Genomic DNA, 21,160 nt, shown 5'->3' on the forward strand with positions numbered 1-21,160 from the left:
ACCCGGCCTGATCCGCACCGCTTCGCCAGTGCAGACCACGGCGGCCTCACCTCGACCGGCACCCCGGGTAAACGGAAATCGGGGTACGGCAACCGCCGCACCCCGATGCTCCCAGGCCCTTCCCGGCCGGTGGGGCGAGAATGGGACGCGCCGACCTTCGGACCGACCGGACGGCAGACTGGCTGCCCCCGCCTGGCCGTTGTCTACTGGCCGTGCCTCTCACCCTGCCCGTACACCGGTAACCGCGGCCGGTCCGCGCCGCCCCGCCGACCCCCGCCCGCTGGACCTGGCCGCCGCGACCACACACTCGGTGTCGCTCGGCCAGCGGACGAAGGGACGAAGCGAACAACAGCCGCTTCCCGTAGTAGGACTCAAAGACGGTACGTGCTCCCCCCGGGGCGCTGTCAACCCGGCCCCGACGAGTCGTCGCCACCACCCGGCGTGTCGCGCCATCCGCGCCGGCCGGGCCGCACCGAGCGACCCGCAGATCGGGCAACCAGGGACCCCCGCGCGCAACCGGTCAACCAGAGCGCAACCGGTCAACCAGAGCGCGCGCCGCGACCGGTTGCTCGGCGCCGAGCAACCCGGCGGCGGCCAGCACATAATCCACGTCAACCACCGGCCGGGCGGCGCGCGGTAACGGCCACCCGCCGGCGTAGTCGGCGAGCACCCCGGCGAGCACCCCCGCGGCGTCCGCGGACCCGGCATGCCGGAGCACCCCACCCGAACCGACCAGTAGCCGGACATCCCGCAGATCCCGTCCCGCGCGCTCACCGGTGGCCGCCCCGCGGGCGTGCCGCCGCAACGCCACCGTCGCCGCCAGGGCAGCCAGCCGCGTATCTGTCGCCCGCTGCACCCCGTCCACCGGAAGATACGCCGGGTCGTCGGCGCGCCGCCGCGCCGCCACCGCCAACACCTCGGCGTCGGCCGCGTCGAGCAGCCGCTCCTCCACCGCTGCCCGCACCACACCCGGCGCGCTCCACCGCACCCCCAGGTCCCCCTCGACGGTACGGGCCCGCCACAGGCTGCCCGCCACCTCCCGACCCGGCCCGCTCTCCCGCTCATCCGGCGTCAGCACCGAGTACACGTCGGTGGTCGCCCCACCGACATCCACCACCGCCAGGTCACCGCCGAGCGTGTCCGCGAGCAATTCCACGCCGGTCAGCACCGCATCCGGGGTAGCCGCCCGCACCAGCCGCGGAAACCGTGGACCCCGCGACAGCCGCTTACCGCCGATCACATGCCGCAGGAACACCGCACGGATCGCCGCCCGCGCCCCAGCCGGCGCCAACGCCCCGATCCGGGGCAGCACATTCTCCGCCACGGTCACCGGCACCCGCGCCGACACCAGCATCGACACCAGGTCGTCGCGGACCTCGGCGTTACCGGCGAGGACCACCGGAACCCGCCAGCGGGCCCGCGCCAGCCGGGTCGCGTTGTGCGTCAACGTCTCCGCGTCGCCGCCGTCGGTGCCGCCGACCAGCAGCAGCACATCCGGGCGGGCCGCCCGCACCGCCGCGAGACCCGCCGCGCCGAGCCGACCCGCAGCCACATGCACCACGTTCGCCCCCGCCGACAGCCCCACCCGACGGCCCGCCTGCGCGGTCACCAACTGTTCGTAGCCGACCACCGCCAACCGCAGCCCGCCCCCGGCAGACGAACACACGTACCACGGCGCGTCCCCCACCGGCAGGCCGTCGGTCGCCGCCGCGACCGCCGCGTCCAACCCCCGCAACACGTCACTGCCCACCGTGGTGGGCGCCGCCGCCGTCGCCACCAGACCCGCGCCGTCGAGATCGACCACCGCCACCTTCGTGTACGTGGAGCCGACATCGGCGCAGATCGCGATGTTCACGCCACTGGCGGCACGACCACGGTGCCCGTCGCAGAAACCGCCACGATCGGCGGATCACACACCTGCGCGGCGGACTCCCCCAGCCCCGGACAGGCCCGACACACCACCACACAGCTCAACTGCAGGGTGCGGCTGCGTGTACCCACCCGGGTGACCCGTCCGGTCACCTCCACCACGTCACCGGCGCGCACCGGCGCCAGGAACTGCACGTCCGCATAGCCAGCGAACAACCCCTCATCCCCGTCGGTCCGGATGCAGACCTCCGTGGCGACATCCCCGAACAGACCCAACGCGTACGCCCCGTCGACCAGACTGCCCGCGTAGTGCGCATGCGAGTAGGGCACATACCTCCGGTGCGTCACCGTCACCCCGACCCTCGGGTCACTCATACCGTCGCCGCCCTCCGGCTCGTGATCAACGCATGAACCAGGTAAGAGGCCACCTCACCCGGAGTGGTGCCACGGCCGAAGATCCGGTCCACCCCCAACTCGGCGGTCATCGCCTCGTCGAAACGCGGCCCACCGACAATCAACAACGGCCGCTTCCCCGCCGGCCACGCCTCCCGAACCGCCGCCGACATCTCCCGCGTGTTGTGCAGATGCGCATCCCGCTGCGTGACCACCTGCGACACCAGCACCGCATCCGCCCGCTCCGCCCGAGCCGCCGCCACCAGATCCGGCACCCCCACCTGCGCGCCCAGATTGCTGACCCGCAACTCCCGGTAGTACTCCAGCCCCTTCTCCCCGGCAACGCCCTTGACGTTGAGAATCGCGTCGATCCCCACGGTGTGCGCGTCGGTGCCGATGCACGCCCCCACCACCGACAGCTTCCGCCGCAGCTGCCGCTTGACCATCGCGTTGACCTCCTTCGCCGACAGCAACGGAAAGTCCCGCTCCACCACCCGCACCGCCGAGGTGTCCACCAGATGGTTCACCCGCCCGTACACCACGAAGAAGGTGAACCCGTCCCCCATCGGCCGGGCATGCACCAGCATCGCCGGGTCAATGCCCATCTTCCCGGCCAGCTGGATCGCCGCACCCTCGGCCCGCTTGTCATGCGGCAGCGGCAACGTGAACGACACCTGCACCATGCCGTCACCGGTCGTGTCCCCGTACGGCCGCACGACCTGCTTCTCCGGCACCACCGCCTGCTCCGGCACAACTGTCACGACCCCGCCCCTTCCAGGATCTCCACTGCCGGGTTGTAGTAGTCGCCCTCGTGCCGCGCCACCCCGTCCAACCCCCTACCCCGGTCCGCCGGCCGCTTCATGATCCCGAACGTGCCCTCGCCGATCGCCGTCAGCAACGACTGCTCCCCGACCCGCTCCAACAACTCCACCGCCGAACCCAACACCTGGTGTGCCCGCTGCTGAATGAACCCGCCCGGCGCCGGCACGAAATCCTCATGCAGCCCACCCGCGGCACCCAGCACATACCGGACGTTCTGCAGGGCGATGTCCCGATCCGACAGCCACGGCGTCACCACCGCCTCGGTCATCATCCCCACCAGCAAAATCCCCTGCCCGGTCAGCGCCCCCACCAGGTTGAAGAAGCCGTCGAGCAGGTTGCCCCGAAACACATCCCCGGTCATGTGCTTCGTCGGCGGCATCCACTTCAACGGCGCATCCGGGAACAACTCCCGCGCCAACAGCGCATGCGCCAACTCCAACCGCAACGACTCCGGCACATCCGGGTTGACCTCGAACGCGTGCCCCAACCCCACCTGCCAGTCCGCCAACCCCGCCTCATGCGCGAAGTACTCATTGAGCAGCTGCGACACCGTCACCGTGTGCGCCTCGTCCACCGCATCGGCAGTCGTCAGGTAGTTGTCCTCACCGGTATTGATGATGATCCCCGCCCGGGCGTGCACCTGCCGGGAGAAGCGCTGATCGACAAAGGTACGGATCGGATTGATATCCCGGAACAAGATGCCATACATCGAATCGTTCAACATCATGTCCAGCCGCTCAAGGCCCGCCAACGCCGCCATCTCCGGCATACACAGCCCCGACGCGTAATTCGTCAACCGCACATACCGGCCCAACTCCCGCGACGACTCATCCAACGCCGCCCGCATCAACCGGAAATTCTCCTGCGTCGCATACGTACCGGCAAAACCCTCCCGAGTCGCACCCTCCGGCACATAATCCAACAACGACTGCCCCGTAGACCGGATCACCGCGATCGCATCCGCCCCCGCCCGAGCCGCCGCCTGCGCCTGCGGAATATCCTCGTAAATATCCCCTGTCGCCACGATCAGATAGATCCACGGCCGCCGCGGCGGATCCCCGAACCGTCGCACCAACCGCTCCCGCTCGGCCCGCCGCCGATCAATCCGCCGCACCCCCGCCGCGACCGCCCGCCGCGACGCCCGCCGCGACGCCGTCGCCGCCCGCCCCGCCGGAACCTCAAACCGCACCGACCCGGCCGCCGCCTTCTGCGCCAACAGCGTCACATCCGCCAACTGCTCCCGCGCCAGGGCATCGAAGACCGGAGCAGCCACCCCATGCCCCAAGCCCACATCCGCGACCACCGCATCCACCAACCGGTTCACCCACGGAATCCCATCCGGATCCGCCCCCTGCACCCCGGCCAGCCGCAGCACCGCCCGCTCCACCGACACCGTCGTGTGGCTACGCGCCAACTCCACCACCGGCGCCCCAGCCCGAGCAGCCAACTCCCGCGCCCGCGCCACCAACACCGGATCCAGATCGAGCTTCCCGCTCACAAGCCGCCCTCCCCATAGATCACGGCACCACGCAGCACCGTACGTCGACACACCGGCAACGGCGTCGGGTCCGAAGCACCCCGCACCTCCGGATCCTCCGCCTGCAACACCGGCAATCCCCGCTCCACGCCCGCCGGGGTGTCCCACACCGCGAACGTCGCCGGCGCGCCCAACGCCAACACCCCGTCACCATCCCGCCGCACCGCACGCCAGCCACCCCGCGAATGCGCCGCGAAAGCCGCTCGCACACTCATCCGCTGCGCCGGATTGTGATGCGCCACCGCCGCCCGCACCGACCCCCACGGATCCACCGGAGTCACCGGCGAATCCGACCCGAACGCCAACGACACCCCCACCGAATGCATCGCCCCAAAGGGATTAGCGGCCAACGACCGATCCGGCCCCAACCGCGACTCATACATCCGACCCGCACCACCCCACAACCGGTCAAACGCCGGCTGCACCGACGCCACCACGCCATACTCCACAAACCCGGCGATCGTCTGCTTGTTCACGAGCTCCGCATGCTCCACGCGATGCCGAGCCGCCCGCACCCGATCCGTGCCCAGCCGCTGGGCCACCGCCGCGAACCCCGCCAACACCGTCGCGATCGCCGCATCCCCAATCGCGTGAAAACCCCCCTGCACCCCGTACCTCGCGCACCCCAACAAGTGATCCCGCACCTGCTCGGTCGACAGATACCCGTACCCGCGCCCACCCCCATCCGCATACGGCACCGTCAGCTGCGCCGTCTGCGCCCCCAACGCCCCATCAGCGAAGACATCCCCACCAGCGCCCACCGCACCCAACTCCCGCGCCCGCTGCGCCCCACCCAACTCACCCCAGTACCCGTACACCTCCGGCACCCCCACCCCGGAGATCCCCAACAACCCCGTGAAATCCTCCTCGCCAGAAATCTCCGGCCCACCACACTCATGCACCGCCGCGACCCCCAACGACGCCGCATGCGCCAACGCCGCCCGCTGCGCCGCCGCCCGCTGCACCCGACCAACCGTGCCGAACGCCGCCGCCCGCACCACATGATGCGCATCCCGCCGCAACCACCCCGACTCGTCGAAACCAGCCGCGGCAACCACCCCCGGACACGCAGCCAACAACGCCGTCGACACCACCGCCGAATGCATCGACGCCTGCGACAGATACACCTGCCGCCCGGCCGCCGCCCGGCCCAACTCCTCCGCCCCCGGAGGCACCGGCACCGGCCAGATCGACTCGTCCCAGCCATGCCCCAGCACCACACCATCAGGCGGCAACCCCTCGGCGAACGCCGCCACCGCCGCCAACAACTCCCGCCCCGACCGCACGCCCGACACGTCCAGCCCCGACAGCCCCAACCCGGTGTCGGTCGTGTGCACATGCGCGTCCACGAACGCCGGCGTCACCAACGCCCCATCCAGCTCCACCACCTGATCGGCCACCGGCGCATCAGCGTCCGCACCCAACCAGGAAATCCGGCCATCGGCGACCAACAAGGCAGTCGCACCCGGGTCAGCAGGACAATGCAGCACACCGCCGCGGTACAACGTCGAGGGGTTCGTCATGGCAATCAGTCTGCCGCCAGCCGCGCCTCGAAGAGACGACGCACCCCCGGTTCGCCCCGCACCAGATCCAACGCGAACTCCGCGTGCCCCGGCGCATACCCGTTACCCACCAGCATCGTCACATCCGCCGCCAGGCCCTCCGCGCCCAACGCCGCCGCCGCGAAACTCGTCGCCATCGAGAAGAACACCACCGTGCCACCGTCAGCCGTGGCCAACACCGCCCCATGCTCACAACCCGGCGCATCCACACACACCACCGTCACATCCGCCGGCACCCCCAGCGCCGACGTCACCGCCGTCGACAGCGCCACCGGATCCCGCGCATCGGCCAACACCACCGCATCGGCCAACCCCGCCGCCGCCAACGCGTCCCGCTCCCCCGCCACCGGCACCACCCCGACGGTCCGCGCCGCGCCCGCCCGCCGCGCCGCAGCCAGCGACAGCGACCCACTCTTGCCCGCACCGCCAATCACCGCGACGCTGACCTGCCCGGCCGCCCCCTCCCGCCCGGCCACATACCGCTCCACCACCCGCGCGGTCAACGCCGGAGCCCCGCACACATCCAGCGCGGCGAGCGACAACTCCGGATGCAGATCCCCCGGCAGTACCGCCGCGATGGAGCGGGCAAACAGGATCGCATGACCGTCACACGGGACCTGCGCACTGCGCCCATCCCACCGGGCCAGCCCATCCGCGACGGCCAACGGGGTCAGCGTCAGCGACACCAGAGTCGCCACCCGGTCGCCCACCCGCAGCCCCAGCGGCGACCGCCGACCAGCCTCCTCAACCGTGCCAATCAACATGCCACCCGAGCCGGTCACCGGGTTCTGCATCTTGCCCCGCGCGGCGATGATCTCCAGCACCTCGGCACGGATCCGGGCGCCGTCCCCGCCGTGCTTCTCCCACAACTGCCGAAAGCTCGCCGCGTCCAGGTTCAGCCGCTCCACCCGGATCCGTACCTCGTTCGGGGCGACCGCCGGACTCGCGTCCAGTCGCCAAGCCCCCTGCGGCAGCACCCCCGCGGGCTCCAGAACGCGGTGCAAACCCACCGGTGAAATCACGCCGACCTCCCTGTCCAGCCGCCTGAAGCCCGGACCGCGACTCGCAAAGCGGGAAAACTTACGGCAGAATAGTTACTTCACCGGATAATTTCCAGACCTACGGAGTCACTGATCATCCACACCACCACCCAGAAGGAGGGGGCCGTGACCCAGACCCACCCCGCGGAAACCATCTCCGCAGCCCAGCCTGCAGCCGCCGCCCCCACCACGGGCCAACCCTACGAATACCGACGAGCCCCCCTCGTCGAACCCGACTGGACCCGCTTCCCCGGCTGGCGCCACATCAGCCGCGACCAGTGGGAATCCGCCCAATGGCAACGCACCAACTGCATCAAGAACATAAAGCAGCTCCGCGCCGTCCTCGGCGACCTCGTAGGCGAGACCTTCTACGCCGACCTGGAAGCCGACCAAAAGGCCCTGGCCACCATGTCCATGCTGTTGCCACCCCAGATGCTCAACACCATGGTGCCCTTCGAGGCGATGACCACCGACGCCCTCTACGCCGACCCGATCCGGCGCTACATGGTCCCCGTCGCCTCCGACCGACGCACCGACTGGCCCTCGCACCCGTACGCCAGCCGCGACTCCCTCCACGAACACGACATGTGGGTCGCCGAGGGCCTCACCCACCGCTACCCCACCAAAGTACTCGCCGAACTACTCTCCACCTGCCCGCAGTACTGCGGGCACTGCACCCGGATGGACCTGGTCGGCAACTCCACCCCCGCCATCGACAAACTCAAACTCACCCTCAAACCCGTCGACCGCTACGACGCCCACATCACCTACCTCCGGGCCCACCCGGGCGTCCGCGACGTCGTCGTCTCCGGCGGTGACGTGGCCAACGTGCCGTGGAAGAACCTCGAGTCGTATCTGATGCGCCTGCTCGACATCGAGACCGTGCGCGACATCCGGCTCGCCACCAAGGCCCTGATGGGCCTGCCCCAGCACTGGCTCCGGGCTGATGTTGTCGAAGGCCTCGAGCGGGTCGCCCGCACCGCCGCGCGCCGCGGCGTCAACCTCGCGATCCACACCCATGTCAACCACGCCCAGTCCCTCACCCCGCTGGTCGCCAAGGCCGCCCAGACCGCCCTGAACGTCGGAGTTCGCGACGTCCGCAACCAGGGCGTGCTCATGCGCGGCGTCAACGCCACCACGCCCGACCTACTTGATCTCTGCTTCGCGTTGCAGGGCGAAGCCGGCATCCTGCCGTACTACTTCTACCTGTGCGACATGATCCCCAACGCCGAGCACTGGCGGGTCCCGGTCAGCCACGCCCAACAACTCCAACACGACATCATGGGCTACCTGCCCGGCTACGCCACTCCGCGAATCGTCTGCGATGTCCCCTTCGTCGGCAAGCGCTGGGTGCACATGCTCACCGAATACGACCGAGAGCGGGGCATCTCGTACTGGACCAAGAACTACCGCACCTCCATCGAGTCCGCTGACCTGGAGGCGCTCAACAAGCGGTACGCGTACTACGACCCGATCGACACCCTGCCCGAGACCGGTCAGGCCTGGTGGGCGGCCCACCGCGACGACTGACCCACCACGATCCGCCGCCCGGGTGACCCCGTGGGCGGCAGCGGCCAACGGCGATCCGGCCGTGGCCAAACCAGTCGCCACAACGACGGCCCGGCAGGAAGGTGCTGCCGGGCCGTCGTGGTCAAGCGGTCCCGTCACCGCGCCCCAGTCTGATCCGACTGCTCAGCGCGCTCCTCCCTGGCCTGGCGAGCACGGGCGTCGTCCCGCTGCTGGACCCCTTCGACCCGCAGCCGCTCGTCGCCGCAGACATCGCCCACCCGTTCCTTGGTGGCGCCGGTCAGCTCGTCCACCAGGTTCTTCGTCTTGGCGGCGAAGCCCATCTCCGCTCTCCCCTCGTGGCGTTTCGGCCATCGGGTTTCCCGTGTCGATGGCGGCTATTCGTCTGGGCCAGTGTGTGGGGACACATCGCGTTGTGCATCCTAGGACGCTAGCCAGGAAGGATCGCGGTCCCGATGGTTGACTGAACGCATGGGTGAGCTCCTCCTGATCAGACACGGTGAGACCACGTGGAGCGCCCGTCGGCGGCACACCTCGTACACCGACCTCGCGCTGACCCCCGACGGCGAACGGCAAGCCCGCGCACTCGGCCCGATGCTCACCGGCCGGCGCTTCGCCACCGTCCTGACCAGCCCCTGCGCCCGCGCGGTACGCACCGCGCGGCTCGCCGGCCTCACCTCGACCGGGACGGACAACGACCTCGCCGAGTGGAACTACGGCGAGATCGAAGGACGCACCACCGCCGAGGTCCACGAAGAAGATCCCGACTGGAACCTCTGGACCGACGGCTGCCCCGGTGGGGAGTCTCCCCGCCAGGTCGGTGCGCGGCTCGGCCGACTCCTCACCCGACTGGGCCCCGTCCTCGACCACGGAACCGTCGCCGTGGTCGGACACGCGCACAGCCTCCGGGTGCTCACCGCCCGGTGGCTCGGCCTACCGCCCTCCGCCGGGGCCCTGTTCCGGCTGGAAACCGCGACCGTCAGCGTGCTCGGCCACGAACACGGCCGGCCGGTCATCCTTCGGTGGAACCAGCCGGCTCCCCCGGCCCCCGCGGCCGCAACCGCCTAGCCCGCTGGGCAGTGAACTTCGGCGGCCGGCCCTCGTACGGCGTCGACAACACCACCGTGGTCCGCGTGGTCACACTCGCCGCCATCCGGATCTCCTGCAGCACCCGCTCCAGGTCGGTCGGCCCGGCGACCCGCAGCAACAGCAGGTAGAAGTCCTCCCCCGCGACCGAGTAACACGAATCGATCTCCGGTAGGTGGGCCAGCCGCTCCGGCGCGTCATCCGGCTGCGAGGGATCAAACGGCCGAATCGCCACAAATGCCGTCAGTGGTAGGTCCAGCGCCTCGAAGGACACCCGGGCCGTATACCCGCTGATGACCCCGCGCTGCTCCAGCCGGCGGACCCGCTGGTGCACCGCGGAGACCGACAACCCCACCCGCTCCGCGAGATCGGTATAGGACAGCCGGCCGTCCACGGCCAGCTCCGCGACGATAGCCCGGTCGATCTCCTCCACGGCGAGCAACCTACCGGGAAAAGGCCCACCACGCGACGCTGGGCCACCAGAACACGGCGCGGCCGCAGGCCCGCCCCCTCCGTCAGCCCTTCGCCAGCGCCCTGGAGATGACCAGACGCTGGATCTGGTTGGTCCCCTCCACAATCTGCAGCACCTTCGCCTCACGCATGTACCGCTCCACCGGGTGATCAGCGACGTAGCCCGCGCCGCCCAGCACCTGCACCGCGTCGGTGGTCACCCGCATGGCCACATCGGTGGCGAACAGCTTCGCCTTCGCCGCCTCGATCGAGTACGGCCGGCCGGCGTCACGCAGCCGCGCCGCCGCCAGCATCAGCGCCCGGGCCGCCGAGATCTGGGTGGCGGCATCAGCGAGCAGGAATCCCAACCCCTGGAAGTCGACGATCGCCCGGCCGAACTGCTGCCGCTCCCGGGCATAACCGACCGCGTAGTCCAGCGCCGCCTGGGCCAGGCCAACCGCGCAGGCCGCGATCCCCAGCCGGCCCGAGTCCAGCGCGGACATCGCGATGCCGAAGCCCCTGCCCTCCCCGCCGATCAGCCGCTCCGCCGGCACCCGCGTCCCATCGAAGACGACCTGCGCCACCGGGGAAGCGTGCAGCCCCATCGTGCGCTCCGGCAGTTGTGGCTCGATCCCGGGCAGGTTCCGGTCCGCGAGCAGGCAGGAGATGCCCGACGCGCCGGCACCGCCGGTACGGCAGAAGATGTTGTAGAAGTCCGCCACGTGGGCGTGCGTGATCCACGCCTTCGTGCCGGAGACGACGTACTCCTCGCCGTCGAGGACGGCCCGGGTGGTCAGACTCGCGGCATCCGAACCGCCCTGCGGCTCGGAGAGGCAGTACGCGCCCAGCAACTCCCCACCGATCAGTTCGGGCAGCAACTTCCGCTGCTGCGCCGTGCCGTACTCGGCGAGCGGGAAGCAGGAGAGGGTGTGGACGCTGATCGCCTCGGCGGCCGCGAGCCAGCGGCTGGCCATGATCTCCAACACCTGCAGGTACACCTCGTACGGCTGGGCGGCGCCGCCGTACTCCTCCGCGTACGGCAGGCCGAGCAGGCCCGACCGGCCCAGGGTACGCAGCACCTCCCGGGGGAACTCGGCGCGCTCCTCGTGGTCGGTGGCCTTCGGCGCGAGCTCCCGGTCGGCGAGTTCGGTGGCCAGGTCCAGCAGGTCGTGGGCCTCGTCGGTGGGGAGGATCCGGTCGACAGTCATGGGTTGATGAGCTCCGTGGGGGTGGGGTTGAGCCGTCGCACCCACCAGCTTAACGGTCGTTCGGTTCACCGCACCGCCGCGGCACCGGAACGCGCAGCGGACGCCGTCCGCCGGGTCCCCCGCTGCCCGCATCCACGCCGATGTCGGTGCGGTGTGCCAGGCTGTCGCGCATGCCAGCCCCGCTCATGCTCGTGGACGCGCCCAGCCTCTACTTCCGGGCATACTTCGGCATCCCGGAGTCCGCCGCCGTCGGACCCGACGGCCAGCCGGTCAACGCGGTCCGCGGCTTCCTCGACATGTTGGCGAGCCTGGTCCGCACCCGCCGGCCGGGCCGGATGGTGTGCGCGATGGACCACGACTGGCGACCCCAGTGGCGGGTGGCCCTCCTGCCGTCGTACAAGGCGCACCGGGTGGCGCCGGAGGGGGGTGAGGTGGTTCCCGACACGCTGAGTCCGCAGGTCCCGGTGATCCTCGACGTGCTCGACGCGCTCGGCATCACCAGCGTCGGCGCCACCGGCTACGAGGCCGACGACGTGCTCGGCACCCTCTCGGTCACCCAGCCGGGCCCCGTCGAGGTGGTCTCCGGTGACCGCGACCTGTTCCAGCTGGTCGATGACGCCCGCCGGGTGCGGCTGCTCTATGTCGGTCGGGGGGTGGCGAAGCTGGCAGACTGCGACGACGCTGCGGTCCAGGCCCGATACGGGGTGCCCGCCGCCCGCTACGCCGACTTCGCCGCGCTGCGTGGTGACCCCAGCGACGGTCTGCCGGGGGTTTCCGGCGTCGGCGAGAAGACCGCGGCCCGGCTCGTTGACCGGTACGGCGACATCGCCGGTGTGCTCGCCGCCCTGGACGATCCGGCTGCCGGTTTCGCGCCGGGGCTACGGGCGAAACTCAGCGCCGCGCGGGAGTACCTGGCCGTCGCGCCGACGGTGGTCCGGGTCGCCCTCGATGTGCCGCTGCCGGCACTGCCCACCGACCTGCCGGCCGCACCGGCCGACCCCGCTCGGCTGCTCGACCTCGCCGAGCGGTGGAATCTCGCCGGCGCCGTCCGGCGCCTGGTCGACGCCCTGGCCCACCGCGCCGACTGACCGCCGCCGCCAGCCGCACCACGCGCGCGGTGCTGGAGACGGTGCGGTGGGCGAGACGGTGCGGTGCCGGACGAGAGCTGACTCGTCAGGCGGTGGCCTGGTAGGAGAGCACCCCGCGGTTCACCGCAATGATGGCGTGCCGCGCGGTGCTGCGCAGCTCGGACGAGGCGCCGCCGGATTCGGCCAGCTGGCCGAGCAGGTCCACCACCTGCCGGGCCCAGCGGACGAAGTCGCCGGCCGGCATCTCGCCGTCGATGTGGCCACTGACGAGGACCTTCGCGAGTGGCTCCCCGCGGGCCCAGCGGTAGACCGGCCAGGCGAAGCCGAGATCCGGCTCCCGGGTCACGGTCAGCCCCTGTGCCGCCTCGTCGGCCTCGATCTCCCCCCACAGCTTCAACGTCTCGTCAACCGCCGTCGCCACCGCGCCCCGCGGCAGCGACGCGCGCTCGTCAACGTCCCGGCGGGCCTCGAAGACCACCACCGACACCGCCGCCGCCAACTCGGCCGGGCTGAGCCCATTCCACACGCCACGACGCAGGCACTCGGCGACCAGCAGATCCGCCTCCGTCCAGATCCGGCTCAACATCCGACCGGCATCGGTGACGCCCCCGTCGACGGCCAGGTAGCCGCGGGCCGTCAACAGCGCCACGATCCGGTCGAAGGTGCGGGCCAGGGAACCGGTCCGGCCGGTCACCCGCTGCCGCAGCTCCTCGGTGTCCTTCTCCAGCCGGCGGCGACGCTCCGCCCAGCGGGCATGCTCCTCCCGTTCCGGGCAGGCGTGGCACGGGTGGCGGCGCAGTTCGGCGCGGAGCTGCACCAGCCGGTCGTCCTCCCCGCCACCGCGCCGCGACCGGCCACCCCGCCGGCTGCCGTGCCGGTTCAGCCCGGTGCCGCTGACCGCGGCGGCCAGGTCCCGGCGCGCGGCCGGGGAGCGGTGGTTGAAGTGTTTGGGCACCCGGATCCGGGTGAGCACCTCCGCCGGGGTGGTGAAGTCACCCGGGCCCACCCGGCCCGCCCAGCGGTCCTGGGTCAGCACCAACGGACGGGGCTCCCCGAAGCCGGCGGCCGCCGGGTCCAGCACCACCGCGAGGCCGGCGCGCCGGCCGGACGGCACCCGGATCACGTCGCCGACCCGCAGCCGCTCCAGCGAGACGATCGCCGCCGCCTTCCGCTGGCTCTGCCCCTGCCGGGCCAACTCCCGCTCCCGGTCGGCGATCGCCACCCGGATCGCGAAGTAGGCGTCGAAGTCACCGTGCTGGCAGGCCGCCTCCACGCCGTACGCCTGGACCGTCTCGGTGTTGCGCTGGACCTGCCGCGCCAGCCCGACCACCGACCGGTCCGCCTGGAACTGCGCGAACGAGGATTCCAGCAACGCCCGGGCCGGCTCCGCACCCACGCTGCCGACCAGGTTGACGGCCATGTTGTACGACGGCCGGAAACTCGACCGCAGCGGGTAGGTACGGGTGGATGCCAGGCCGGCCACGTGCCGCGGGTCGGTCTCCGGGGACCAGACCACCACGGCGTGCCCCTCCACGTCGATGCCACGGCGGCCGGCGCGGCCGGTGAGCTGCGTGTACTCGCCGGGCGTCAGGTCCACGTGCGCCTCGCCGTTGTACTTGACCAGGCGTTCCAACACCACGCAGCGGGCCGGCATGTTGATGCCCAGCGCGAGGGTCTCGGTGGCGAACACCGCCTTCACCAGCCCGCGGACGAACAGTTCCTCGACGACCTCCTTGAACGCCGGCAGCATGCCGGCGTGGTGTGCGGCGAGGCCCCGCTCCAACCCGTCCAGCCAGTCCCAGTAGCCGAGCACCGACAGGTCCTCGCCCGGGATGGTGGTGATCCGGCTCTCCACCACCCGACGGATCTCGGCCCGCTCCTCCGGGCCGGTGAGCCGCAGCCCGGCGGCGAGACACTGCTGCACCGCCGCGTCGCAGCCGGCACGGCTGAAGATGAACAGGATCGCCGGCAGCAGCCCCTCGCGGTCCAGCCGGTCGACGATGTCCGGGCGCATCGGCCCCCGCCAACGCGGCCCACGCCGACCCCCGGGGCCGGCACCACGCCCCTCCCCCAACTCGAGGCGGCGCAGCGTGTCCCGGGTGTAGCGCAGCAACTCCGGATGCACATCGTGCTTACGCGCGGCGTCGGCGTCGTGGAACAGGTCGAACATCCGCCGGCCAACCAGCATGTGTTGCCACAACGGCACCGGCCGGTGCTCACTGACCACGACCTCGGTCTCGCCGCGCACCGTGACCAGCCAGTCGGCGAACTCCTCCGCGTTGGACACCGTCGCCGACAGCGACACCAGCGTGACCGAGGCGGGCAGGTGGATGATCACCTCCTCCCACACGCCGCCGCGGAACCGGTCGGCGAGGTAGTGCACCTCGTCCATCACCACGTACGCCAGCCCCTGCAGCGTCGCCGAGCCGGCGTAGAGCATGTTGCGCAGTACCTCGGTGGTCATCACCACCACCGGCGCATCACCGTTGATCGCGTTGTCACCGGTGAGCAACCCGACCTGGTCGGCGCCGTGCCGGTCAACGAGATCGTGGTACTTCTGATTCGACAACGCCTTGATCGGGGTGGTGTAGAAGCACTTGCGGCGTCCCGCGTCGGCTGAGGTCCCACCCCGCAGCGCCAGGTGGACGGCGAACTCGCCGACGACCGTCTTGCCGGCGCCGGTGGGGGCGCAGACCAGGACGCCGCTGCCGCGCTCCAACGCCTGGCAGGCCTCCCGCTGAAAATCGTCGAGGTCGACGCCGAGGTCGAGGGCGAACTCGTCCAACGCCGGGGACAGGGGGGCCTGTGCGGCCCGGCGACGGGACGCGGCGTACCGCTCGGCGGGGCTCGACATGGGACCAAGATTAGTGCGTGCCGCGCCGGTACGCCCCACGAGGCCGTCCCGTCCGGGGCCGTCCGGGGCGGTCGGTAGGGTGCACGGCGTGCCGGACCGTACCGAAGCCGCTCAGACAACCGCCCCGGGTCGTGCTGTTGCCCCGACGGCATCCCGCCGTCCCGTGGAAGCGGTGCTCTTCGACTTCCACGGGACCCTCGCGCAGGTGGAGGAGGCCACCGCCTGGGTGACCGCGGCGGCTGCCAGCTGTGGAACCACGCTGGACCGGATCCGCGCCACCGCCCTCGCCGACCGGCTGGTCACCGCCGGCCGGGCCGGGGGACCACTGCCCCAGCGGGTCCCGCCCGCGCTGGCCGAACTCTGGGCCGACCGGGACCTGTACCCGCATGCGCACCGCGGCGCGTACACCGGACTCGCGGCGACGATCGACGCCGGGATCGATGGGCTCGCCGACGCACTCTACGAGCGGTTGCTGGTGCCCCAGGGGTGGGTGCCGTACCCGGACGCCGCCCCCACCCTGGCCGCGCTGCGTGCCGCCGGGGTACGGGTGGGTGTGGTCAGCAACATCGGCTTCGACATCCGGCCGCTCTTTGCCGCCTGGGGGCTCGCCGACCTGGTGGACGGGTACGTGCTGTCGTACGAGGTGGGGCGCTGCAAGCCCGACCCGGGTATCTTCCTGCACGCCTGCGGGACGCTGGCTGTTGACCCGGAACGGGTACTCATGGTGGGGGACACCCCCGCCGACGCGGGCGCGGTGGCGGCCGGCTGCGCGGTGCTGGTGCTCCCGCCCGGCGAGGCGGGCCGGCCGAACGGGCTCGGTGCGGTGCTGGACCTGGCGGTACCGGGCTGACCCCGGCGATCAACGCAGCAGCCGCACCGCTGCCGGGGCCGCGGTGATCGTCATCGGCAGTTCGGCCACCGGCTCCCCGTCGGCGTAACCGGTGATGCCCGCGGCGGCCACCTCCACCGTGCGCGCCCGGAAGCTGCGCACCAGCGGGTGGTCAACGTGCGTACCCGGATAGATGCGGCGTTTGATCCGTAGCAGCGTCCGCCGGTTGAACCGCCCGCCGACCACCACGTCGAGCAGCCCATCGGTCGGGTCGGCGGCGGGGCAGATCCGCATCCCACCGCCGTAGCGGGCACAGTTGCCGACCGCCACCAACACGGCGTCCAACTCGTGGGTCACCCCGTCCAGGCGCAACGTGTAACGGCGGGGCCGCAGCCGGGCCAGCTCCACCAGGATCGCCAGGTCATAACGGCGCGGGCCACGGGGCCACCGCATCCGGTTCGCCCGCTCGTTGATGATCGCGTCGATGCCGGCGGCGAGCACCGCCCCGTACCACCGCTGCGTGCCGTCCGCCGCAGTGGTGCGGGCCAGGTCGATCGGATGGGAGCGGCCGTGCCGCAGCGCGGCGGCGATCGCGTCGGCCGCGGCGAGGGGGTCGGTCGGGAAGCCGGTGTCACCGGCGAAGTCGTTCCCGGTCCCCGCCGGCACCACCGCGAACGGCACCGCAGTGCCCGCCACCGCCTGTAGCGCCAGGTGCGCGGTCCCGTCACCGCCGACCGCGACCAGCGCTACCGCGCCGTCGGCCACCGCCGCGCGACAGGCCGCCTGAGCCTCCGCCGGAGTCCCCGCCGCGAGCACCCGCACCGGATGACCGCCGGCCGCCAGCCGGTGCACCACGGTGGGCAGCAGCCCGCGGTGGCGTCCCCGACCGGCGCTCGGGTTGGCCAGGACGGCGACCGGACGACCGGTACCGGCAAAATCGACTGCGGTCACGGCGTGCACCGTACCGGGACGGGACCGGCGCCGCACCCCCACCCGACGCCGCTGGCGGGCAGGGGCACCAGCATCAGGTCATGTCATGTCGTCGTAGCGGCGCTCGATCGGCGTGGGCTTGGCGACCGGCTCCGGCTCCGCGACCGACTCCGGCGCCCCAACCGGGGCGCTCGCCTCGATCGGGTCACTCCCCTCCGCCAGCGGCGACGCCTCGTCGTCGGCGAGGTCGGCGTAGGTCTCCTTGCCGCGGCCCCGACGTTTGTCGTTGAGGAACGCGACACCGACGGCCGCGAAGTAGAGGGCACACAGGCACAACGCCAACGCGGTCATACCGAACGGGTCGGGCGTGGGCGTGACCACCGCCGCGAAGGCGAAGAACACGAACACCGCCACCCGCCACCAGCCGAGCAACCGCTTCGCGCTGGCCACGCCGACGAAGTTGAGCATCAACACGATCAGCGGGAACTCGAACGCCACCCCGAACAGCAGGATCAGGTTGGTGACGAACGAGATGTACCGGGTGATGTCGAGAGTGGTATTGATCTCGGGGCCGGAGACCTGCAGCAGGAACTCCAGGCCCTTGGAGGTCACGAAGTACGCCAGCACCGCGCCGGCGGCGAACAGCGGCGCGGCGAGCGCGGTAAAGGCGTACGCGTAGCGCCGCTCGTGCTTGTGTAGGCCGGGGGCGATGAAGGCCCACAGCTGGTACAGCCACACCGGCGCGGCGAGGATCAGCCCCACCCACAGACCGATCTTGAGGTTGAGCAGGAAGAGGTCAGCGGGACCGAGCTGCACGAAGTCGCAGGCGCCGTCGGTGGTCTGCGCCTGCGGAAGTTCGCAGTAGGGCCGCTGCAGGATGCCACGCACCGGCCCGGCGAGCCAGAGGCCGATGCCGAAGCCGATCAGGATCGCCAGCGACGCCTTGAACAGCCGGTTGCGCAGCTCACGGACGTGCTCGACCAGCGTCATCGAGCCTTCCGAGGCCCGCTGGAAACTACTCGGGCCGCGTTTACGCAGGGCGAAGGCCACGGTGGTCGGGCCCCTCGATCAGTTGTCGCGGGTGCGCTGCACCGGGTCAACGACCGGCTGCTGCTGTGGTGGGGCCGGGTAGGGCGGCTGCTGGGGGTACGGCTGCCCCTGCTGCACCTGCTGCTGCGGCGGCAGCGGCTGGTAGCCAGCCTGGGCATCGGCCTTCTCGGCCAGGTCATGGTCGTCGTCGTGCAGGCTCTTCGTCTCGGCCTTGATGATCCGCAGCGAACGGCCCAGCGAGCGGGCCGCGTCGGGGAGCCGCTTCGCGCCGAAGAGCAGGATCAGCACGACCACGAGTACGGCGATGTGCCATGGCCTTAGGGCACCCATGGGAAGCTCCGGTCTCTCGGTGTCGGGCAGGTGGTGTCGCAGCCATCGTACGTGCGTCCGGCGGCGTTGCCACCCGCCGGGCGCTACGGGACCATGCCGGCTGGGTGAAGTCTAGGCCAACCGCGGATGTTCCCGGCAGGCCGCTTCGCCCCGACCCGGGCCGCCGTGGGCGGCGCGGGTCGCTACCCGCCGCGGCGGGACCGGACCGCGGCGGCCCGCTGCTGGATGGTCGCCAGCTGTTCCTGCAACCCTTCGGCCCGTGCCTGCAGCGCCACCGCGGTCGTCTGGAGCGCCGCGGCCTCATCCGCGTGCCGTTGCAACGCCACCGCCGCCCGCCGCAGCCGACGCAGCCGGGTCAACACCGGCCGCACGGCCAGCCCGAGCAGCACGAACGGGATCAGCACCAGCGCAACCACGATCCACACCACCACGGCGCCAGCCTACTGGCCCGGCCGCGCCGCCGCCGGGTCGGCCACTGCGCCCGGCGGCGGGTCGGCCACCACACCCGGCGGCGGGGTCGCGTACGCCACAAGGGCCGCGGTCGCCGCGGCATGCACCTGTGCGGCCAGCTCCGCCGGCGCCACCACGGTGACCTCCGGGCCCAGGCCCAACACGAAGCGGCGGGCCCAGCCCAGGTCGGTGACCCGGAGCGAGACCAACCACTCACCGTCACCTGGCTCGACCCGCTCACACGGGTAGTACTCGGTGATCCACCGCTCGCTCCGACCGATGCGCAGGGTAACCAGCGGCAGATCCGCCGTGGGCCGGAACGCACCACCGGTGAGGTCGTGCGGCACCGCCTGCGCCGGCACCCGCGCCGGCTCGTCCAACCGGGTCACCGCGTCGACCCGGTCGACCCGGAACATCCGCATCCCCTCCGCCCGGCGGCACCAGGCCTCCAGGTACGCCCGGCCGCCGATGACGAGCATTCGCAGGGGGTCAACGGTCCGCTCGATCGTCTCGTCCCGGGCCACCGAGTAGTAGGTGATCCGCAACGCCCGGCCGCTCTCCACCGCCGCCCGCAGCTCCGCCACCCGGTGGTTGTCCGCCGGCAGCCGTACCGCGACCGGGGTGCCCAGCCCGTCACCCGCGGCATTTTCGATCTTGACCAGAGCCCGCTCCACCGCTTCCCGGTTGGCCACCCCCGGCGTCTCCGCCAGCATGCGCAGCGCCACGACCAGCGCGAGGGCCTCGTCGGGAGTCAGCCGCAACGGCCGATCAATGCCGGCGTCGTAGGTGATCGTCACCCGGTCGCCGTCGAAGGCCATGTCGATCAGGTCCCCCGGGCCGTAGCCCGGCAGCCCGCACACCCAGAGCAGCTCCAGATCCTCCCGCAGCTGCCGCTCGGTCACCCCCAGGTCACCCGCCGCCTCGGCGATCTCGATGCCGGGCCGGGCCAACAGGAAGGGCACCAGGTTGAGCAGCCGGGCCAACCGGTCGGCGGAGGTACGGGACCCGGGCCGGGCCGACCCGGTCATCGGGCACTCCCCGCAACGATGTCGTGGCGCGCGGCGGTCTCCTTGAGTCGCTGGATGACCGCCTCCCGCACCTCCGGTGGGTCGAGCACCCGCACGTCCGGGCCGTAGCCGACGAGCTGACCGGCGAGCGCCTCCGGATCCGCGTACGGCAGGACGAGCTGGTCACCGGTGGAGCCCGAGGTCGTCTCCACCGCCCACCGACGCAGCCCGGCAGCCCGGTTGGGCGCGACGAGCACCCGGGCGCGGCCGGCGCGCTCCACCGGACCGGACGAGCGAGCAACATAGCTGATCAGGTCCACCTCGGCCGGCGGCTCATACGCCCCCGACGGGCCCACTGTCCGAACCGCCCCCACCACCCGGGAGAGGCGGAAGCAGCGGGCTGCGGCCCGATCCAGGTCGTGCCCCACCACATACCACCGGCCCCGCCAGCAGACCACCCCCCACGGCTGCAGTCGGCGGGCAGATGGTTCGTCCCGGTCCGGCACCCGATAGTCGAAGGCCACCTCGCGGCGGTCCCGGGCTGCGGCGGTCAGCGGCGCGAAGGCCGGATCGACGGTCACCATCGGCTCCAGCCCGAGCGTGGCCTGTGGGTCCACGTCGACGCCGGCCGCGCGCAGCTTCGCCAACCCGGACGACGCGGCGGCGGCCAGACCAGCGTGCTGCCACAGCCGGGCCGCGATGCCGACCGCCGCGGCCTCGTCCGGCTCGAGCGGGATCTCGGGCAACGCATACTGCCGGCGGGCGATGCGATAGCCCGGCTCGAGGTCGAAGGCGCTGGCCGTCCCGGTCTCCAGCGGGACACCGAGCTCGCGCAGCTCGGCCTTGTCCCGCTCAAACTTGCGTTGGAACGCCTCGTGATCCCGCACGTCGTGCGGATCATGCTGGTAGCCGGGCACGGTCGCGGCGATCTGCACGGCGGTCAGGAACCGTCGCGTGGACAGGAGACAGATCACCAGGTTGACCAGGCGTTCGGTACGGGTCCGCGACACGGTACGACGCTAGCAGCCATCGCTGCCGAACAAATGTACCTATCACGCCGCGCGTCTCGCCCCGGCCGGTCACCGGGACCGGTTCGGCCGGCGGGGTCCCGCCGGCCGGGGCACCCCG

The 21,160-nt window shown here is 71.6% G+C and carries 20 protein-coding genes; 4 read left to right on the forward strand and 16 right to left on the reverse strand.

All coding sequences use genetic code 11. The features are described 5' to 3' along the window. Positions 1–520: 520 nt before the first annotated feature. From H0524_RS00700 to H0524_RS00725, 6 genes are read right to left on the reverse strand one after another with little or no spacing between them, the layout of a single operon-like run. Entirely contained in the window at positions 521–1,855 is a 1,335-nt protein-coding gene (locus H0524_RS00700) for a glutamate mutase L (RefSeq protein WP_180196921.1), read from the reverse strand. After that, entirely contained in the window at positions 1,852–2,244 is a 393-nt protein-coding gene (locus tag H0524_RS00705; protein ID WP_180196922.1) for a hotdog domain-containing protein, read from the reverse strand. Before H0524_RS00705 ends, H0524_RS00700 begins: the two co-directional genes overlap by 4 nt. Beyond that, positions 2,241–3,023 (reverse strand): OAM dimerization domain-containing protein, encoded by a 783-nt coding sequence (locus H0524_RS00710; RefSeq protein WP_180196923.1) that lies wholly within the window; start codon positions 3,021–3,023, stop codon positions 2,241–2,243. Before H0524_RS00710 ends, H0524_RS00705 begins: the two co-directional genes overlap by 4 nt. Next, positions 3,020–4,582 carry a lysine 5,6-aminomutase subunit alpha TIM-barrel domain-containing protein gene (locus H0524_RS00715; RefSeq protein WP_180196924.1) on the reverse strand — a complete coding sequence of 521 codons (1,563 nt, stop codon included), beginning with the start codon at positions 4,580–4,582 and terminating at the stop codon, positions 3,020–3,022. The genes H0524_RS00710 and H0524_RS00715 overlap by 4 nt, the downstream gene beginning before the upstream one ends. Beyond that, positions 4,579–6,144: an amidohydrolase gene (locus tag H0524_RS00720; RefSeq protein WP_180196925.1), complete on the reverse strand. Its 1,566-nt coding sequence runs from the start codon at positions 6,142–6,144 to the stop codon at positions 4,579–4,581. Before H0524_RS00720 ends, H0524_RS00715 begins: the two co-directional genes overlap by 4 nt. 5 nt (positions 6,145–6,149) lie before the next feature. Beyond that, entirely contained in the window at positions 6,150–7,202 is a 1,053-nt protein-coding gene (locus tag H0524_RS00725; protein ID WP_180197111.1) for a zinc-binding alcohol dehydrogenase, read from the reverse strand. Positions 7,203–7,349: 147 nt separating this feature from the next. On the opposite strand from H0524_RS00725, the gene H0524_RS00730 reads away from it, so the two are divergent. Further along, entirely contained in the window at positions 7,350–8,753 is a 1,404-nt protein-coding gene (locus H0524_RS00730; protein WP_180196926.1) for a KamA family radical SAM protein, read from the forward strand. Positions 8,754–8,887: 134 nt separating this feature from the next. Here the strand turns inward: H0524_RS00730 and H0524_RS00735 are convergent, their stop codons facing one another. Then, positions 8,888–9,073 carry a CsbD family protein gene (locus H0524_RS00735; protein WP_180196927.1) on the reverse strand — a complete coding sequence of 62 codons (186 nt, stop codon included), beginning with the start codon at positions 9,071–9,073 and terminating at the stop codon, positions 8,888–8,890. Between the two features lie 148 nt (positions 9,074–9,221). On the opposite strand from H0524_RS00735, the gene H0524_RS00740 reads away from it, so the two are divergent. Continuing rightward, on the forward strand, positions 9,222–9,818 hold the full coding sequence (locus H0524_RS00740; protein WP_180196928.1) for a histidine phosphatase family protein: 597 nt from the start codon (positions 9,222–9,224) through the stop codon (positions 9,816–9,818). On the opposite strand, the gene H0524_RS00745 is transcribed toward H0524_RS00740, so the two are convergent. After that, entirely contained in the window at positions 9,763–10,269 is a 507-nt protein-coding gene (locus H0524_RS00745) for an Lrp/AsnC family transcriptional regulator (protein WP_180196929.1), read from the reverse strand. The two genes, H0524_RS00740 and H0524_RS00745, sit on opposite strands and share 56 nt — an antisense overlap. Before the next feature lie 82 nt (positions 10,270–10,351). Then, the gene (locus tag H0524_RS00750) at positions 10,352–11,494 is read right to left on the reverse strand and encodes an acyl-CoA dehydrogenase family protein (protein WP_180196930.1); all 1,143 of its coding nucleotides are present in this window, start codon (positions 11,492–11,494) and stop codon (positions 10,352–10,354) included. 170 nt (positions 11,495–11,664) lie between these two features. Between H0524_RS00750 and H0524_RS00755 the strand changes: the two genes are divergently transcribed. Continuing rightward, positions 11,665–12,582 (forward strand): 5'-3' exonuclease, encoded by a 918-nt coding sequence (locus H0524_RS00755; RefSeq protein WP_180196931.1) that lies wholly within the window; start codon positions 11,665–11,667, stop codon positions 12,580–12,582. Between the two features lie 85 nt (positions 12,583–12,667). Here H0524_RS00755 and H0524_RS00760 read toward each other — a convergent pair whose 3' ends face one another. Continuing rightward, the gene (locus H0524_RS00760) at positions 12,668–15,436 is read right to left on the reverse strand and encodes an RNA helicase (protein WP_180196932.1); all 2,769 of its coding nucleotides are present in this window, start codon (positions 15,434–15,436) and stop codon (positions 12,668–12,670) included. Between the two features lie 88 nt (positions 15,437–15,524). Here H0524_RS00760 and H0524_RS00765 point away from each other — a divergent pair, with 88 nt between their 5' ends. Next, positions 15,525–16,286 (forward strand): HAD family hydrolase, encoded by a 762-nt coding sequence (locus tag H0524_RS00765; RefSeq protein WP_180196933.1) that lies wholly within the window; start codon positions 15,525–15,527, stop codon positions 16,284–16,286. Positions 16,287–16,295: 9 nt separating this feature from the next. Here H0524_RS00765 and H0524_RS00770 read toward each other — a convergent pair whose 3' ends face one another. The 6 genes from H0524_RS00770 to H0524_RS00795 all read right to left on the reverse strand — a co-directional run bounded on the left by H0524_RS00770 (position 16,296) and on the right by H0524_RS00795 (position 21,042). After that, the gene (locus H0524_RS00770; RefSeq protein WP_180196934.1) at positions 16,296–17,216 is read right to left on the reverse strand and encodes a diacylglycerol kinase family protein; all 921 of its coding nucleotides are present in this window, start codon (positions 17,214–17,216) and stop codon (positions 16,296–16,298) included. 78 nt (positions 17,217–17,294) lie between these two features. After that, positions 17,295–18,245: a twin-arginine translocase subunit TatC gene (tatC, locus tag H0524_RS00775; RefSeq protein WP_018725009.1), complete on the reverse strand. Its 951-nt coding sequence runs from the start codon at positions 18,243–18,245 to the stop codon at positions 17,295–17,297. Positions 18,246–18,263: 18 nt separating this feature from the next. Continuing rightward, a complete protein-coding gene (tatA, locus tag H0524_RS00780) occupies positions 18,264–18,575 on the reverse strand; it encodes a Sec-independent protein translocase subunit TatA (protein ID WP_180196935.1) in 312 nt (103 codons plus the stop codon). Between the two features lie 182 nt (positions 18,576–18,757). Continuing rightward, the gene (locus H0524_RS00785) at positions 18,758–19,006 is read right to left on the reverse strand and encodes a hypothetical protein (protein WP_180196936.1); all 249 of its coding nucleotides are present in this window, start codon (positions 19,004–19,006) and stop codon (positions 18,758–18,760) included. Between the two features lie 9 nt (positions 19,007–19,015). Then, a complete protein-coding gene (locus H0524_RS00790; protein ID WP_180196937.1) occupies positions 19,016–20,053 on the reverse strand; it encodes a YafY family protein in 1,038 nt (345 codons plus the stop codon). Further along, positions 20,050–21,042 carry a YafY family protein gene (locus H0524_RS00795; protein ID WP_180196938.1) on the reverse strand — a complete coding sequence of 331 codons (993 nt, stop codon included), beginning with the start codon at positions 21,040–21,042 and terminating at the stop codon, positions 20,050–20,052. The genes H0524_RS00790 and H0524_RS00795 overlap by 4 nt, the downstream gene beginning before the upstream one ends. Between the last annotated feature and the right edge of the window lie 118 nt (positions 21,043–21,160).

The organism is Salinispora sp. H7-4 (assembly GCF_013416675.1).
Lineage (GTDB): Bacteria > Actinomycetota > Actinomycetes > Mycobacteriales > Micromonosporaceae > Micromonospora > Micromonospora vitiensis.